The 15,753-nt window shown below is 58.5% G+C and carries 8 protein-coding genes; 3 read left to right on the top strand and 5 right to left on the bottom strand.

The window, feature by feature from the left end; all coding sequences use genetic code 11:
• The first annotated feature begins 230 nt into the window (after positions 1-230).
• The 3 genes from PGR6_RS29080 to PGR6_RS05270 all read left to right on the top strand — a co-directional run bounded on the left by PGR6_RS29080 (position 231) and on the right by PGR6_RS05270 (position 9,317).
• A complete protein-coding gene (locus PGR6_RS29080) occupies positions 231-689 on the top strand; it encodes an REP-associated tyrosine transposase (RefSeq protein ID WP_082920823.1) in 459 nt (152 codons plus the stop codon).
• A 302-nt stretch (positions 690-991) separates the two neighbouring features.
• Entirely contained in the window at positions 992-4,102 is a 3,111-nt protein-coding gene (locus tag PGR6_RS05275; RefSeq protein WP_064616291.1) for a transglycosylase domain-containing protein, read from the top strand.
• Between the two features lie 262 nt (positions 4,103-4,364).
• Complete coding sequence (locus PGR6_RS05270) at positions 4,365-9,317, top strand: NEL-type E3 ubiquitin ligase domain-containing protein (protein WP_335720484.1); 4,953 nt, start codon at positions 4,365-4,367, stop codon at positions 9,315-9,317.
• Positions 9,318-9,365: 48 nt separating this feature from the next.
• Here the strand turns inward: PGR6_RS05270 and PGR6_RS05265 are convergent, their stop codons facing one another.
• The 5 genes from PGR6_RS05265 to PGR6_RS05245 are packed head-to-tail and all read right to left on the bottom strand — an operon-like array spanning position 9,366 to position 15,701.
• On the bottom strand, positions 9,366-10,583 hold the full coding sequence (locus tag PGR6_RS05265; RefSeq protein WP_064616287.1) for a hypothetical protein: 1,218 nt from the start codon (positions 10,581-10,583) through the stop codon (positions 9,366-9,368).
• A 38-nt stretch (positions 10,584-10,621) separates the two neighbouring features.
• Positions 10,622-11,869 carry a hypothetical protein gene (locus PGR6_RS05260; RefSeq protein ID WP_064616285.1) on the bottom strand — a complete coding sequence of 416 codons (1,248 nt, stop codon included), beginning with the start codon at positions 11,867-11,869 and terminating at the stop codon, positions 10,622-10,624.
• Positions 11,870-11,894: 25 nt separating this feature from the next.
• Entirely contained in the window at positions 11,895-12,395 is a 501-nt protein-coding gene (locus PGR6_RS05255; RefSeq protein WP_064616283.1) for a CS1 type fimbrial major subunit, read from the bottom strand.
• A 3-nt stretch (positions 12,396-12,398) separates the two neighbouring features.
• Entirely contained in the window at positions 12,399-13,139 is a 741-nt protein-coding gene (locus PGR6_RS05250) for a hypothetical protein (protein WP_064616281.1), read from the bottom strand.
• Positions 13,140-13,178: 39 nt separating this feature from the next.
• Complete coding sequence (locus PGR6_RS05245; RefSeq protein WP_064616279.1) at positions 13,179-15,701, bottom strand: CS1-pili formation C-terminal domain-containing protein; 2,523 nt, start codon at positions 15,699-15,701, stop codon at positions 13,179-13,181.
• Positions 15,702-15,753: the final 52 nt, after the last annotated feature.

Below are 15,753 nucleotides of genomic sequence, written 5' to 3'. Positions count from 1 at the left end.
GCTTGCTTCCGCTCGACTGCGCGCAGTCGCAAACCCGGTGAATCGTATTTATCAGACAAGTCCGGAATTGGGGCCGCTTCGCAGCCCAGCGGGAGCAAGCTCCCTCGCCACAAAAGCGCTATTCCCAATTGGATCCTGCATGGTTTTCGGAAATTTCAGTCAAATGTTGCAGATTCAGGTTTGGAGATAGGGACTAGGGTCAAAGGGGGAACTTCAAAAGGGCGCAAGGAATGCATCCACAACCAAATTCACATCTGCTACGCCATGGACGATGTTCAGAACAGGGTCGGGCCTATCTCATCACAGCGGTTGTGCACCAACGCCGCCGAATATTCACTGATTGGCGGTTGGGACGTCTGTTAGTTACCGAACTCAAGCGGGCCCACGACCAGAAGTGGGTCAACTCAATAGCGTGGGTCGTCATGCCAGATCACTTCCATTGGTTGGTACAACTCGAACAACACTCCCTGGCGCAACTCATGCAAGCCACCAAATCTCGCAGCACACTCTCCATCAACCGAGCGTCAAACAATGAAGGGGCTTTTTGGCAAAGCGGCTACCACGACCGGGCAATCCGCGATGGAGAAGGACTCCTGCCATTCGCTCGTTACATTGTTGCCAATCCATTGCGCGCAGGGTTGGTCAATAAAATTGGCGATTACCCACTATGGGATGCCTGTTGGCTATGAACCCAGCAGCACCATAACCCTGTGGCGAGGGAGCTTGCTCCCGCTCGGCTGCGCAGCAGTCGTGAATCCTGTACATGCGGTGTGTCTGAAAAAATCCGGTGTTGCTGGTTTTTGGGACTGCTGCGCAATCCAACGGGGGCAAGCCCCCCTCACCACAGGTATGCTCCCTCGCCACAACAGCCCTTCTCCATAGGTAATCGTGCGCATCTGATATTTGGTTGTTCACAATTTTTTCACCAACGCCAACCACCGTCTAAGCTTCAAACAAGTCCGATCAATCTGCGTGAATGGATCAGTCGACTATGGGCGCTTTGTGGCAAACCGATTCGAGTGACACTGTGGTTCCGACTGAACGTGTGGATGAAGCGCCTTTACCTGAAAAACCCCGTCGTTCACGGCACGGCTGGGGGGCGTTCTGGTTGCTGCTGCTGATTATCCTGATTGTCCTGGGCCTGGCCGCGGCCAAGGAAATGCGCACCTCCAAGTTCCAGGCCCGGGAAATCAGCAAATATGCCGCCTCGCTGAAATACGAACTGCAACCCGGCCCCAGCGACGCGATTCGCTACCCTGGCGAAGGCCCGTTCGATCAGCGTCTGGGCTACAGCTCCCTGGATGAATTTCTGCCGCGCCTGCTCAAGCGCGATTACGTCATAGCGGCGCAAACCCGCTTTTCGCCTGCGCTGATGAAGTACAGCGACAAGGGCTTTTTCATTCCCTATACCGAGAAAATCCAAGCCGGGCTGTCGATCACCGATTGCCGTGCGGCCCCGCTGTACCAGTTCAAGTATCCACAACAGCTCTATTCAAGCTTTGCCGCGATCCCGCCGGTGGTGGTCAACAGCTTGCTGTTCATCGAAAACCGCTTTCTGCTCGATCCGCACCAGCCCCTGGCCAACCCCGCCGTGGACTGGCCGCGGTTCGGCATGGCGGCGTGGTCCCAGGTAGCCAAGCTGTTGCGCCTGCCCGGCCAATCGGCGGGCGGCAGTACGCTGGCGACACAGCTTGAGAAATATCGACACTCGCCCGACGGCTTGACCGTGTCGGGCGCGGAAAAAATCCGCCAAATGATTTCCGCCAGCGTGCGGGCCTATCAGACGGGGCCGGAAACCCTTCAGGTACGGCAAAATGTGATTCGCGATTACCTCAACAGTGTTCCGCTGTCCGCGGTACCGGGCCACGGTGAAGTGCATGGCATGGCCGAAGGTTTGCGTGTGTGGTACGGCGCCGACTTCAACAAGGCCAACGAACGGCTGGCCAGCACCGACACCGATCAGAAAAGCCTGGCGGAAAAAGGCCTGGCCCTGCGTGAAATGCTGTCGCTGATGATTGCTCAACGCCGCCCTTCGCACTACTTGACCAAGGGCCGCGATGAATTGGCCAGCCTGACCGACAGCCATATTCGCCTACTGTCACAAAATGGGGTGATCGATGCACCGCTCGCGGCGGCGGCACTGGCCAGCCAAGTGACCTACCGCGACTGGCAGACCCAGCCCACCATCCAACCGATCGAAACCAACAAAGGCATCAGTGTCGCGCGCAGTCGCCTGGGCAGTTTGCTCAACCGGCCGCTGTATGACCTCGACCGCCTCGACCTTTCCGCCACCAGCACCCTGCAAGGCGAGCTGCAAACCCAGGCCACCGCATACCTCAAGCATCTGGCCGACCCAGCCTATGCAGCGGAAATCGGCCTGATCGGCGAACGCCTGCTCACCCCCACCAGCACCACGCAGGTGCGCTACAGCTTCACCCTGTTCGAACTGACCCCGGACGGCTCGCGGGTACGGGTGCAGACCGACAGCACCGACCAACCGTTCGACATCAATGAAGGCAGCAAGCTGGAACTGGGCTCCACCGCAAAAATGCGTGTGCTCACCACTTACCTGCAGATCATCTCCGAATTGCACGATCGCTACGCAGGCATGACCGTTGCCGAACTGAAGAAAACCGAAGTCGCCGAACAGGATCGCCTGAGCAGCTGGGCCGTCGATTACATGATTCAGAACACCGACCGCAGCCTGCCAAAAATGCTCGGCGCCGCACTGGATCGCAAATATTCGGCCAGCCCCGGCGAGGCGTTTTTCACCGGTGGTGGGCTGCACACGTTCGTTAACTTCCGCAAGGAGGACAACGGCCGCATGCCGTCCCTGCGCGATGCCATTCGTGAGTCGATCAACCTGCCGTTCATCCGGCTGATGCGCGACCTGGTGCGCTACAGCACCTACGCAGGCCCCAACAGCAGCGCCGAATTGCTCAAGGACGACCGCGACCCGCGGCGTCAGGAATACCTGGCCCAGTTCGCCGACCGCGAAGGCACCGCATTCCTGTTGCGGTTCTGGAAGAAGTACCAGAACAAAGACACCCAGACCCGCCTCGAGACCTTCCTCGACAGCATGCACCCGACACCGATCCGCATGGCGGCCGTGCATCGCTACCTATTCCCGCAGGCCGACCAGGAGAGCTTCAACACCTTCGTGCGCTCACACCTCAAGGGCGCCAAGCTCACGGAAAAACTCACCGACGAACGCCTCGAACGCCTGTACCTGAGTTACGGCCCGGGCAGCTACGACCTGCCGGATCAGGGCTTCATCGCCAAGGTCCACCCGCTGGATCTGTGGCTGATGGGCTACTTGCTGAACAACCCCGACGCCAAGTTCAGCCAGATCGTCAAAGCCAGCGAATTCGAACGCCAGGAGGTTTACAGCTGGCTGTTCAAAAGCAAACACAAGGGCGCCCGTGACAGCCGCATCCGCACGATGCTGGAGATCGAGGCGTTCCTCGACATTCATCAACGCTGGCAGAAAGTCGGCTACCCGTTCGATCACCTGGTGCCCTCGCTGGCCACCGCCATCGGCAGCTCCGGCGACCGCCCCGCCGCACTGGCGGAGCTGATCGGCACCATCCTCAACGACGGTGTACGCCTGCCGACGCTGCGTATCGACAGCCTGCACTTCGCGGCCGGTACGCCCTATGAAACCCAACTGATCAACAATCCGGTCGTCGGCAAACGCGTAATGCCTTCCGAGGTGGCAACCGCCATGCGCGAGGCCTTGTCGCAAGTGGTGGATGCCGGCACGGCCAAACGCGTGGCAGGCAGTTTCAAACTGGCCAACGGCACCCCGCTGGCCATGGGCGGTAAAACCGGGACCGGCGACAACCGCATCGAAGCCATCGGTCCGGGAGGGCGGATTCTGAGCTCGAAATCGATCAACCGCACAGCAACATTCGTGTTTTACATCGGCGATAGCCATTTCGGCACCTTGACCGCCTACGTGCCGGGGCGCTCGGCCGAAGCCTTCAAATTTACCTCGGCGTTGCCCGTGCAAGTGCTCAAGGGCATGGCGCCCATCCTGATGCCGTATCTGCAACCGGGGAGTGGCACCGGATGTTTGCCCGTGGAGCTCTCCCGCCGCTGACCGGGTGGTAAATAGTTATTTTCGGCATGGAAAATTCCAATGCTTTCGGCACTCTCCACAGGTGTTCCGCGCAGTAATTCAGACTTTTACTTTGAGCGACGAAGGATAGGCTGTTGCCTTCCATAACTGCTCAAGGCTGATAAAAACAATGTCAGATTTACAAGGACGTAAAACTGCCCGCCCAGGAGGGGCAGACGACGATAAGGGCCGTCACTACGCTTTCATCCAGAGTCGAATTCACCCGACATTCAAGGATGCTTCGTTGCGCAGGGCGCGGGAACTGAGCCTCACACAAACCCGTTCCGGACAATGGATCAGGACCGCCACTCAATCTGCTCACACACAGTTACAAGATGCCAACCTTGAACTCTGGTCTGCCCAGAACAAGGTGGATCGGTTTCTCGAAGAGTTACAAAACGTTGATGACTTCGCTGAACCCTTGCTCACCGATGCATTGATGAAACAGTACGGGGTCGATGTCGATGTCAGAACCACTTACTTGCATCTTTACTTACCCAAGGAACGCCCCTGGTATGCCATCGACGTCACAGGCGGCGTCGTCACCCGAACCGTCTCCCTGCTGAACGCTGCCCTGCACAACTTCGCACGCAGCGAAACCTGCGAGCCGGATTCCGACTTCATCAGCCAGCCCGATGAGCGCGGTCTGTTCGACGTCCTGCCGGTCAAACGCAAAATGTCCATCGCCCAGTTCCAGACTCTGTGTCGCGAGCTGGACATTGGCGCGCGCTATGCCCGATACCTTGAAAACCGCTTGCTACCCGGCGATGCCGTCGCCAGGCGTTTTCTGCAACTCAAAATCATCGACAGCGAGAAAGCTGCCTTCAAGGCAGCCGTTCAACAAGCGCTGATGACCGGCGACATTGATGCCGACGCGAGCGACCTGATCCTGAAGATGCTCGATGGCCAGCGCAACCTCACCCGCAAGGGCCGGGTGATGCATTTCGCTGAACTGTCCATTCTGGACAGCCGGCTGGCCGGGATCGTATTGATCACACCGGACCTGTACCGTGAGCACAGGCGAGAGGTCGTGCCGATATTCGCGTATGTCCCGCAAGACCCTGAACATCCGTTGAAAGAGTACCCTTCAACGGTCGCCTTCATGAATGAACTGACTCGCCAGCTGCGGGACAACCCGCTCATCTCGTCCACTGGAATGACTTATCGCCATTTCTTCAGCCGGTTCGTCGATCAGCCGGAGCGAGGGCATTTTTTCGGCGGGTTGCAGCAGCGTCTGTTCGAGGTGAAATGGCATCAGAAAGATCCGCTGGATCCAGGGCCCAGCTGGCGGGAAGTGCCGGTCGAGCAACCCAATCTTCGTTTCAGCGCCGTACCGATCCGCGGCGAATTCTGGAAATACCGCTTTGAGCAGAAGCTGAACAAAATCCTCAATGACGCCCGACACATCGCCGTGTCCACCGCCGACACCGATCGCAATGCCCGATGGGCCTGGTGGGAGAATTTCAAGAAAATAGTCTCGGACATCTTCAACGTCGCCCTGATGGTCGTCACACCGTTCGTGCCGGGGTTGGGGGAATTGATGATGGCCTACACCGCCTATCAGATCGCCAACGATGTCATCGAAGGCTTCGTCGACATGACGTTGGGGCTGTGGAACGAAGCCGTCGAGCACATCGTGGGTGTGGTGGAGGATGCCATTCAACTGGCGGCGTTCGCCGCCGGGGCAAACATTGGCAAGGTCGTGCGTCTGAAACTCTCGCCACTGATCGAAGGCATGAAACCGGTCACGCTGCCCAATGGCGAGCCACGCCTGTGGCATCCCGATCTGCGGCCTTACGAACTGCCGGATGTGAAGCTGTCGGCCGACTCCGGTCCTGACGAACTGGGCCTGCATACCCACCAGGGCCAGGACATCCTGCCGCTGGATGAAACACACTTCGCCGTGCAGAAAGACCCGCAAACCGGCAACTACCACGTCAAGCATCCACACCGCGCCGATGCGTATTCACCCGAGTTACGACACAACGGCCTCGGCGCCTGGACTCACGAAGGCGAAAACCCGCGAGCATGGAGTACCCCGAAACTGCTGCGCCGTCTCGGCCACACCGTCGACGGTTTGACCGACGCGGATCTCGAACGCGTGCGCATTGCCAGCGGCACCGACGACGGCGCACTGCGCCGGATGTACATCGACAACACGGCTGCGCCACCGCTACTGGACGACAGCCTCGAACGCCTGCACCTGCAGCGCCAGGCCCGGCACAGCATTGAACGGATTCGCACAGGGCTGGCGCTGGATCCGTCCTCCTACTGGTTTGAACCGCTGGCGACCTACCTGGACGGCTGGCCTGCGGATAAATCGCTGAAGGTTTATCACAACGACGACCCGACCGGTCCCTTTCGCCAGTACGGCAATCCCCAGGCAACGGACGGGCAGACGCTGTCCATCAGCCTGTCGCATCTGTTGAGCAACCGGTTTGCGCCAAGACTGGTCAACTTCCTCGATGAAGCGGAATTGCAAGCGGTACTCGGCCGGCCAATGGCGAAAATCGAACAGGTGCAAGCGCTGCGCGATCGGCTGGCGGACGAAGCCAATCGCCTGCTTCCAGACATCGTCAATCAGCTGTACCAAGGCGCACAAGCATCGGACGATCCGCAAATCAGGCTCGTTCGCCATGAGTTTGCACAGCTGCCGTCCCGTGCGGTGAAGACCCTGCTGAGCCGTGCCGACAGCCCTGACCTCAAGCGAATGGGACAAGAGCAGCGCCTGCCTTTGAACATCAAGATCCGCGCCCGTGAAGCGGACTTCGAGGTCCGGGCAAACCATGCCTATGAAGGGTTCTACGACGATGCGCAGTGGGTGCCGGAAACCGAAAGCCTGGTGCTCAATGCGCTCAGGATTCATTCCGACACGTTCAATGAGTTACGCATCGAAGTACGCGAAGGCAGCGATGCCGGCCCCCTGCGCTGCAGCGTGGGTACGCAGGACGCGTCGACCGTCCGGATACTGGTCCGGGATGAGGTGAACTGCTTCGAAGTCTGGGACGCGCAAAACCACAAATTGCGGGAAGCCGCCGATTTTTTCGAAGCGGTGCTCAACGCCTTGCCGAAAAACAAACAGACGCAATTGGGTTATCGACCTGGCCAGGGCCGTTTTTTCAAACAATGGGTCATGGTCAAGACCCAGACACCTGCCGAACGCCGCACCGTGCTCCTCGCGCCACCGATCCGTCCGCGGGCGGATCACGAAGACATGATGCTGTTGCGCGGCCCTGGCTTGTCCACCCGCAAAGCCACCCTCACGGAAAGGGTGCGGGACCTCTACCCCCACTTCAACGAACGAGAAGCCGATACCTTTGTGCGATCCCTTGGCTCGCCGGAACAAGGGCATCAGACCCTGACACGACTGGACCGCGAACTGCATGATCTTGAGGTGCTGCTCAATAAATGGCGATATCGGCAACCTGATAGCTGGGGCCCGGATCGCCAAGGGTTCGTCCGCGGTGGCGGGCTGCACATCAGCGAACGGCTCATCGATTGTTTCAGGAGAAAGCCCACCGTATTCGGCGAGCGCAGCACCACTTCCGATGGCGGCTATGCACTGGACCTTTCCACGGAAATCGACGCTGTCGACCTCGAGCGTTGGTGGAAGGAACTGCCGGACATCAAGCACTACCTCGATCAGATCACCACGTTGAACCTGGACCGCACGACGTTCTCCCAGAAAGCCTCCGGCCTGTTGAAAGACTTCCCCCACCTGCGGCAACTGAGCGCCCGCGGTTGCGGCTTGACGCAGCTGCCCGACAGCATCGGCAAGATGCATTACCTGCGCACGCTACGACTGATGAACAACGACATCAGGCTGACGCCGGCGTCGGTCGGGCAGCTGCGAAACCTGACCCGTATCGAAACACTCAGGCTCGATGACAACCCAAGGCTGGGGATGCTGCCAAACGTTGAACGCATGCCCAAGCTCAGCATCCTGAGTCTGAGCAACACGGGGGCCACCGCGTGGCCCGACGGGCTCTTTGCGCCCAACAAGCGTCGGCCTCGAGGATTTTTTCTGGATCTGCAGGAAAACCCGATCAGGATCATTCCCACCGTCGTGCCCGGCTCTGACGATGCGTTTATCGTGGCGCGGACCCGCCTGTTCGAAATGAACCTATCGCAGGCCAATGTCGTCAAGTTCCAGGCGTATCGACGCTCAGTCGGCATCTCGCCCACACAGGTCTATACCGACGCCGCCACCGACGCGATGGCCCAATGGCCGATGAAGGATGACTCGGAGTGGTGGAGTGCCGAAGTCTCCGGGTTGGGGACCTTCCGCCAGGAAGCCTGGCACGACCTGATGTCCGAGCCTGGCTCTGAAGGGTTTTTCGCCTTGATCCAGAAACAGACCACCTCGGCCGATTACCGGGCCGGCGGTGAATTGCGTAATCAACTGAGCAGCCGGGTATGGCGAATGGTCGAAGCCGTCGACCTGGACAGCGAGTTGCGCGCCGATCTGTTCGAAATGGCAACGTCGCCCACGACCTGCGCCGATGCGGGAGCCCAGATGTTCAACCACATGGGCATCAAGGTGCTTGCCTCCGAAGCCTATGCCTTGTCGACATCGGGCGCCATGCTGGAAAGCAGGTTGGTCAGGTTGGCAAAAGGGGCGGCCCGTCTTGCGCGGGTGGAAGATATTGCACGGGCCGATTTCGCCAAACGTCCGGGCGGCGACGAAATTGAAGTGTACCTCGCCTATGAGAGCGGCCTGGCGCAACGTCTCGATTTGCCGTGGCAATCGACATTGTTGCGGTATCCCGAATTGGCCAGGGTGAACGCTGAAATGCTCGACACGGCGTTCGACACGGTAATGTCGATGGAAGCCGGCGACGGGTTGGTCAATGGAATGATCGAACAGCCGTACTGGGAGAAATACCTGCGTGACACCTATCCCGCGGAGTTCCGGCGCAATGCCCGGATGTATGAACACAGGACCGACCTGCTGGATGAACTGCGCGAGGCCCAACGCGCCTGGGCCGGTTCCAAAGAGCAGTTGATTGTGCAACGACGCGCGCTCAAGCAGCGGTTACTCGACCTTGCCAGTCAACTCAACGTCCCGGAAAGCCTTGTGCTCACCGGCGAGGAAATGACGGACGAGGTCTATGGCGGTTTGCTCAACGACATCGGCTACGAGGAAAAACAGCTGAGCCGTCGGTTGACCCGAGCGGCACTGCAGAACGCCGGATAATCAGCCCCATCCCTGAAGGCGATCACGCCTTCAGGGCGTCTTCCACTGTTATCCCACTTCGGAGTCCCATATCACGGTGATGTTTCCGGAATAACTGGACGACACCCCGGGCTGGATCATGTAATCCACATAATTCGGTGCAATCTCGAAATGCAGGGTGCCTGGCGCGCGATCAACGTAGAAACCGGGCCTGAACTCCTGCGCATTCACCTGGCCTATGCGCAGCGGTCGACGGTTGACCGGTTGGCCGCTGACGTCCGTCAAGCCATTGGGCAGGCTGACACTCAGTTGTACCTGGGCAACGCGACTGGAAACAGGGTCGCGGATCAAGCAATGCGTCGACCCGCCCTCTCCGCACTCCAGGTGCATTTTGAAGCGGCTCGACGACGAGATGTTGAACGTCTGATCGCGAAACAGCCGGGTCGGTTTACGCCCCTGGGTCAGCCAGGCTTGCCAGCCACCCTGCGGCACCAGTTCAACGCTGCTTCCACCGGGCGGGATCTCGACTTTCAACGTATGTTCAACGCTTAAAGTGAAATTGAGGGTGATCAGATCGTCGTCAGGCAACATGACATCGCCCATGTCGAAATCCTGATGCGGCCCGACGGTGTAGTTCAGCACGCCGCGATAGGTGCCTGCCGACATTTTGAGCGGGTTGGGCGTGGCCAGCTCGTAGCTGAACCCCGTGTTTTCATAAGCGAACTGGTAGTCCTGGGTAATGTCTTTTTGTGCCTGCTTGGCACACACCTCCGCATTGGCCGGCACTCGCCAAAAGAACGCATAGTACAAGGCAGTGCCATAACCCACCCCGCCATATCTGCAGGGAGGAGGCGCGTTGACCCAGGTACTTTGCCAGACCCCTGTGGGTAGAGGCGTCTTGATCGTGTAAGCGGCACCGATACCGTTCACGCGCATCCTGAGCGTCTCGGACTCACCGGTATCGTCGTGCACCACCGTGACGTCTCGCCAGGATGAAGGAACCCGGAACATCGCGCCCCGACGCTGCTCATGCAGCGCCGGTATATCTGCCGCCGCCCGGAAGCGAACGGGCAACAAAATGCTGAAAACACCCTCCTCGCAGTACTCGGGGTGATCTCCGCAATACCCGCCCTGAGGGGTCGTATTGATAAAGGTGTTTTGCATCGGTTTCGCCGGATCGGGACGAAATACCGCGGTCATTTCAACGGTGCTGGCGAGCGCGGTCTGCATGAACGCCCCCGCCAAACCCAAGCCGCTCAGCGGGATGATTTTCCTGAGCATTTCCATGATTGCTGCACTCCTTTTCACTGCATTGGCGCAAGACACTAAACTTCTGAATCCCACACCACTGTCACGCGTCCCGAATACTGTCGTTGTTGTCCGGGGCGAAGCATTTCTGCCACTTCACTGGCGGGTATTTCGAAATGCAGCGTTCCCGGTTTGCGATCCACATAAATCCCTGGCATGAACAACTGCGTGCCACTGCCATCCAGGCTTAGTGGCCGACGATTGACAGGTTGACCGTCCGCGTCCATCAAACCATGGGGCAGACTTACGCCGACGTTCAGCGGCACAAAGTGACCGGACAACGGTTCATTCAGCGAGCAGGTATTGCCTTGGACGTACTGACACTGCAACTGCATTTTGAAACGTGAACTGGCGGAAATGTTGAAGGTCTGGTCGCGGAACAGGCGCGTCGGTTTTCGCCCTTGCGTCAGCCAGGATTGCCAGCCGCCCTGCGGGACCAGTTCAACACGGTTTCCACCAGGAGGCACCTCGACCTTGAGGGTGTGCTGTACGTCCAAAGCGAAATTCAACTTCAATGAAGTACTGCTGGGCAGCATGATGTCGCCCATGTCGAAATCCGCCCCAGGGCCAACGCTGTAGGTCAGATTGCCAGCATATTTGCCCGAGGACATACCTAACGGGTTAGGGGTCACCAGTTCATAGGCAAAATCGAGATAGCTATATCGCAGCCAAGGCACATTGAATTTAGCCTGTTTATGGCACGAGCCTTCGGTTGGGGTTTTCCAGAAAAAACCATAGGTATTCGACGTGTACAAACCCACGCCGCTGTAAAGACAGGGAGACGGTGCGTAAACCCAGCTCTGCCCCCACAGTTGACCGTGGGCAAGCCGATAATCGTCGCCTCCACCTACCAGACTGATCACGTCTTCGGTCACATATCTGGATCCTATACCCGCAATGCGCACCTTAACGGTTTCCGCTTCGCCGGTGGATTCGTGGAAAACCGTCAGATCTCGCCACTGCGCTGGCGCTTTTATCAACGCACCCTTGCGTGGATCCTCGTGATGGGCGGTGATCGGCGCGATGGATTCGAATTGGATCGGCACCCTGAGACTGAACATTTCGTTGTCGATGCATTGCTGAGGATAACTGGCGCAATAACCACTGGGTGGCGTGTCATTGTGGAATTTATTGCGTTGCGGATTCGCCGAGTCCGGTTTGAACGAGGCTTGAATCTGTACCTCCTGGGCCCATACCGAAGATAGCGATCCCAGGAGCAAGGCCATTACACCTGCACATTGTTGTAATGCTTGAAAACGAATCATCTCTTTAGGCCTCACAGAATCGGTATCAAGTACCCGGCATCACCGCGTTGAAGATCATGTTGACGCTGCCAAAGTAACTGCCGGGCTTGTAAACCCCATCGGCAGGCGGCATCGGGAGGATTTCCAGCACCACGCGTTTACCAGGCGCGGCCTCGGCCAGGGACACCACTTCGCTGCTCTCGTGCTCGCTCAACTGTTTGCCGTTGAACAGCACCCGCAAGCCAATGTCATGGGCGTCGGTGCCGTTGGACAGATACGGCCGACCTTCCAGCCGCGCCTCGATCGAGCCTGCTTCGTTCTTCACGTCGAAGTACTTGCGCAAGCCACCCAGTGTCGACGACGTCAAGTTCCAGGGCAGTTGCTGTTCGCGATGGATCCAGCCAGGGTCCGATGGAATGACATAGAACACCTGGGTCGGAATCGTCACGAACACTTCGAAGGTGTGCTCTTCCCGGGCGGCGAAGACATCAGCGCTCGTCCACATCGCGACAACCGACAAAAAGACCTGGGTCAGCTTCCTGCTCATGGGTTATCCCTTCACGTCCAGTTTTTTGCTGCGTTCACCTTCAACCAGGGTGAAGCGATATTCGCGACCGGCCTGTTTTTCGAACTCAAAAGTGCGCCCCGCCAGAATGTGATGCTTGGTCGTGGGCTGGCAGTCCTGCTCGTTTTTAACCGAACAATCCTTGAACTCATCGATCACCACCACGCTGTTGCCGTTGTTGCGAATCCGATACATGCCTGCGCCGTTTTCAATCGCACTGTCGAAGCGTGTTTCCTTTGGCCGTACGAAAAACACCGCGCCGTAACCCGCCAGCACGGTAACCCCGGCCGACAGGGATTTTTTGTAGTCTTCCCGCTCTTCGCCGGACACCGCGAATTCGTCCTCCTTCTCCGGCACCACGGGTACGAATCGCACCCGGAAATAACGCTCCCTGTCGCGCTCGCCCATGAACAGCAGACGAGTGCCCTGCATGCCATTGGCAGGCACGATCAGTCGCGCGGGACTTGCCATCAAACCATCGCGGGACTTGCCGTCGGTGTTGGATTTGAGCGGCACTTCCTGCGACTTGCCGTCGGCGTCGTAGAGAATTTCGAGAATGTTGACCTTGACGAATGCAGTGCTGTCGCCGCCATTGAATACACGCTTCAGATAGGTGCTTTTATCACCGTCCAGATAATCGTAAACGGTGCCGATATTGATGCTCGGTCCGGCATGAACAGCTTGGGAAAACAAACAAAAACCCACAAATGCCAAAAGACGTTTCATCGTCCCTACCTCGTTAATTAATCAAGTTTTCCCGGGGGGTTAACCCGCGGTTGGAGCCATGAAAGTCGCATCGGCCAACGTATCCGGCGTGCAACGCAAATCGCCGATCATCAGCACGTTGTTTTCGGTACGCCCATTGTTCGGGTCCAGGCGGAACTGGCACAGCAATTGGCTGCCGTGGCGCACTTCCAGGGTCGGTGAACCCGCATTCATTTCCATGGAGAAGAAGCCGTCCACTTCGCTCACCCCACGGCTGGCGTGGTTGATGATGTGGTGGCCTTTAAGCGGATTGCCCTGCGGGTCGATCAGGCGACCGAGGACGGTCAGGGTTTTCATCACTTTCACCTGGCGATATTCCACACCGCCCTTGTTCAGGTGATAGCTGGAACGGGCCGGTTGGATGGTGGCGGCGGGAACGTGGTTGCCCTCGAAATCGAAACTGACCGAGCTGCTTTTGTACGCGGTGATCGGCACGAAATTGCGCCCGGGCTTGAGCACCGCGCTGCCGCCGCTCAAATCATCGGCGCGCAAGGCGATGTCCTCGATGTCCGACTCCACGTCGATGATCATGCCGGCACCGTTGCGGTGATATTGGCTGGTCATGACCATTTTTTGCCCGCCGACGGCCACGGTGCTGTCGAGGTTCAAGCCCCCGGTAAGGTCGTTGTTGAAGGACGAGCGCTGGATGAAGCCGTCGCCGTTGACAAGGTCAGAACTCATGGTCGCCATGGCATTCAACCCGATGCCGTAGGTGTCGGTGATGGCCGTGGCGGAGACGCTTTGCAGCAGATGGTCCTGAAGGGTTTTGCGGTAGGTGATCGAAGCGTTGTTATCGCGCCCGCCATCACGGTCGGTGCGAGTGCCTATGCTGCCGGAAAGCTGTTCACCGGGGCCACCCAACGCGATGTTGACACTCAAATCGATACCCCGATTGCGGTCGTCTCCCGAACTCACGCTGCCCGGTCGATCAAACAGCGACAGGCGCCAATTGGCGTCACTGCCAAACAGTTGGGTGCGCTGGGTCCAGCCCAGATCCACACCCGTCCCGTTGGTGTTGCCTTCGCTGTGGGACACCCGGGCATTGACCGAGCTTTTGCTGTTGAGTCGATGATTTATCGACAGGGAAGAGTTGCTGGTCTGGCCAATAAATACATTGCGCTGACGTACCCGCGTGCCATCGGGCAGCGTGTCGTACAGCCGGGTGGTATCGAGCCAGCTACGGTTATGGCTGGCGACGATGCTGCCGCTGCCATAGGAATAAAGCCCTTGCACGTCGAAGCCGGTACCGTAGTCCTCGGTTTTGTAGACGTTGGCATAGACGCTGGCGTTGTTGACGATTGCCCAATCGACCGACGTGCCGTACTGCAGAGCGTCGCGCACCTGTCGACCCGACAAGCCCAGGATGACTCGCGGGTGCAGCAGGAAGTTGAACGCGGCCCCCGCCGTCATGTCGCCCTCGGCCTGCTCTTCCCAGTTGCTGAGCAATTTCGATTCGCGGCCGGCGAACAGGTTATAGCGCCAGCGCTCGTCATGGTTACGCCAGTTGTTGGGTTTGTAGACCAGCTCTAGGGTGCTGGAGGTGATTTGGCCGTCTTCGATCAGACGCACTTCCACTTCATAAATACCGCCGGGCAGCGGACGCGTATCGAGGGTCTGCAACCCGGCAGGCACCGCCTGGGTGTTGATCAGCAAACCGTCGCGGTAGATCTCCACCGAACCCTGTCGATTGGCGGTGATGTAAATCGGATAGACCGCCGGTTTCGGGTTGTTGATGGCCAGGCTGTCGGAGCTGCCGTACATGACGCCCAATGCGGTGTCGGGGCTCGCGCCGAAGGCACGCGGCTGACGGGTCAGGCCTTCGGACGTCGGTGTGAAATAGCCCAGGCGCAGAAAATTGCCCTCCAGCTCGCGCTGGGTAAAGAGCTCATGCACCGCGTGATACAGCTTGTTATCCAGACCGCCCAGTCGAGACAGTTGCAGATTGACGGCCTGGGTCCAGTTGCCCAGGCTGCTGCTGGCTTCCAGGCCGTAGCGCCCGCCCAGGTCCTGGTTCTGCCCGCCGTTGAGGTTCAGCTGATTGCGCACGATCAACCCGGTGCTGCCGCCTTCAGGCAGGTTGTAATAACGCTGTACCTGATCGTCGCGCTCAGCGTTTTGGGTGAGGATCGACACCAGTGAGTTTTCAAGGCTGTAGTGCACGGCCAGCAGTTGCTCGGGGCAATTGGCCTGGCAGCCGCCGAGCGCCACCCCTTGTTTCAGATAGTTGGCCCAGATGTCGCGTTCACTGGGCTTGATCATGCTGTCGCTGACATCGGCGAAGTCAACGAGGGTGATGCGATCGTCGCGGGTCAACACGACCATCGCCTCACCGAGAAACTGTTGGTCAAGTTCCACGCGCACCGCCAGTGGCACATCAAAGAAATGCTCTTCGAATTCGGTCGGCAACCCCTTGGCCTGCGCCAACAGACTTCGAGGTGTATGGCCGTTTTCCGTGGGCGCGGCCAGGGCAGTTGCACAAAAACATAGGGCAAGCGCCGTCGCGATGGGCGTCATCGGGAACATGAACGAAATACTCTGAAGATAAATTCGTTGAAACCCGATCGACAGGCAAAAC

This window comes from Pseudomonas sp. GR 6-02, assembly GCF_001655615.1.
In the GTDB taxonomy this organism is placed as follows: domain Bacteria; phylum Pseudomonadota; class Gammaproteobacteria; order Pseudomonadales; family Pseudomonadaceae; genus Aquipseudomonas.
The sequence above is the reverse complement of the archived record's forward strand: the minus strand, read 5'-3'. Positions and strand labels throughout refer to the sequence as shown.

What these genes read in the sequence shown, in the direction of transcription:
- PGR6_RS05250 (WP_064616281.1), bottom strand. Translation starts at nt 13,139, where the DNA reads ATGAAACGTCTTTTGGCATTTGTGGGTTTTTGTTTGTTTTCCCAAGCT.
- PGR6_RS05255 (WP_064616283.1), bottom strand. Translation starts at nt 12,395, where the DNA reads ATGAGCAGGAAGCTGACCCAGGTCTTTTTGTCGGTTGTCGCGATGTGG.
- PGR6_RS05245 (WP_064616279.1), bottom strand. Translation starts at nt 15,701, where the DNA reads ATGTTCCCGATGACGCCCATCGCGACGGCGCTTGCCCTATGTTTTTGT.
- PGR6_RS29080 (WP_082920823.1), top strand. Translation starts at nt 231, where the DNA reads ATGCATCCACAACCAAATTCACATCTGCTACGCCATGGACGATGTTCA.
- PGR6_RS05260 (WP_064616285.1), bottom strand. Translation starts at nt 11,869, where the DNA reads ATGATTCGTTTTCAAGCATTACAACAATGTGCAGGTGTAATGGCCTTG.
- PGR6_RS05265 (WP_064616287.1), bottom strand. Translation starts at nt 10,583, where the DNA reads ATGGAAATGCTCAGGAAAATCATCCCGCTGAGCGGCTTGGGTTTGGCG.
- PGR6_RS05275 (WP_064616291.1), top strand. Translation starts at nt 992, where the DNA reads ATGGGCGCTTTGTGGCAAACCGATTCGAGTGACACTGTGGTTCCGACT.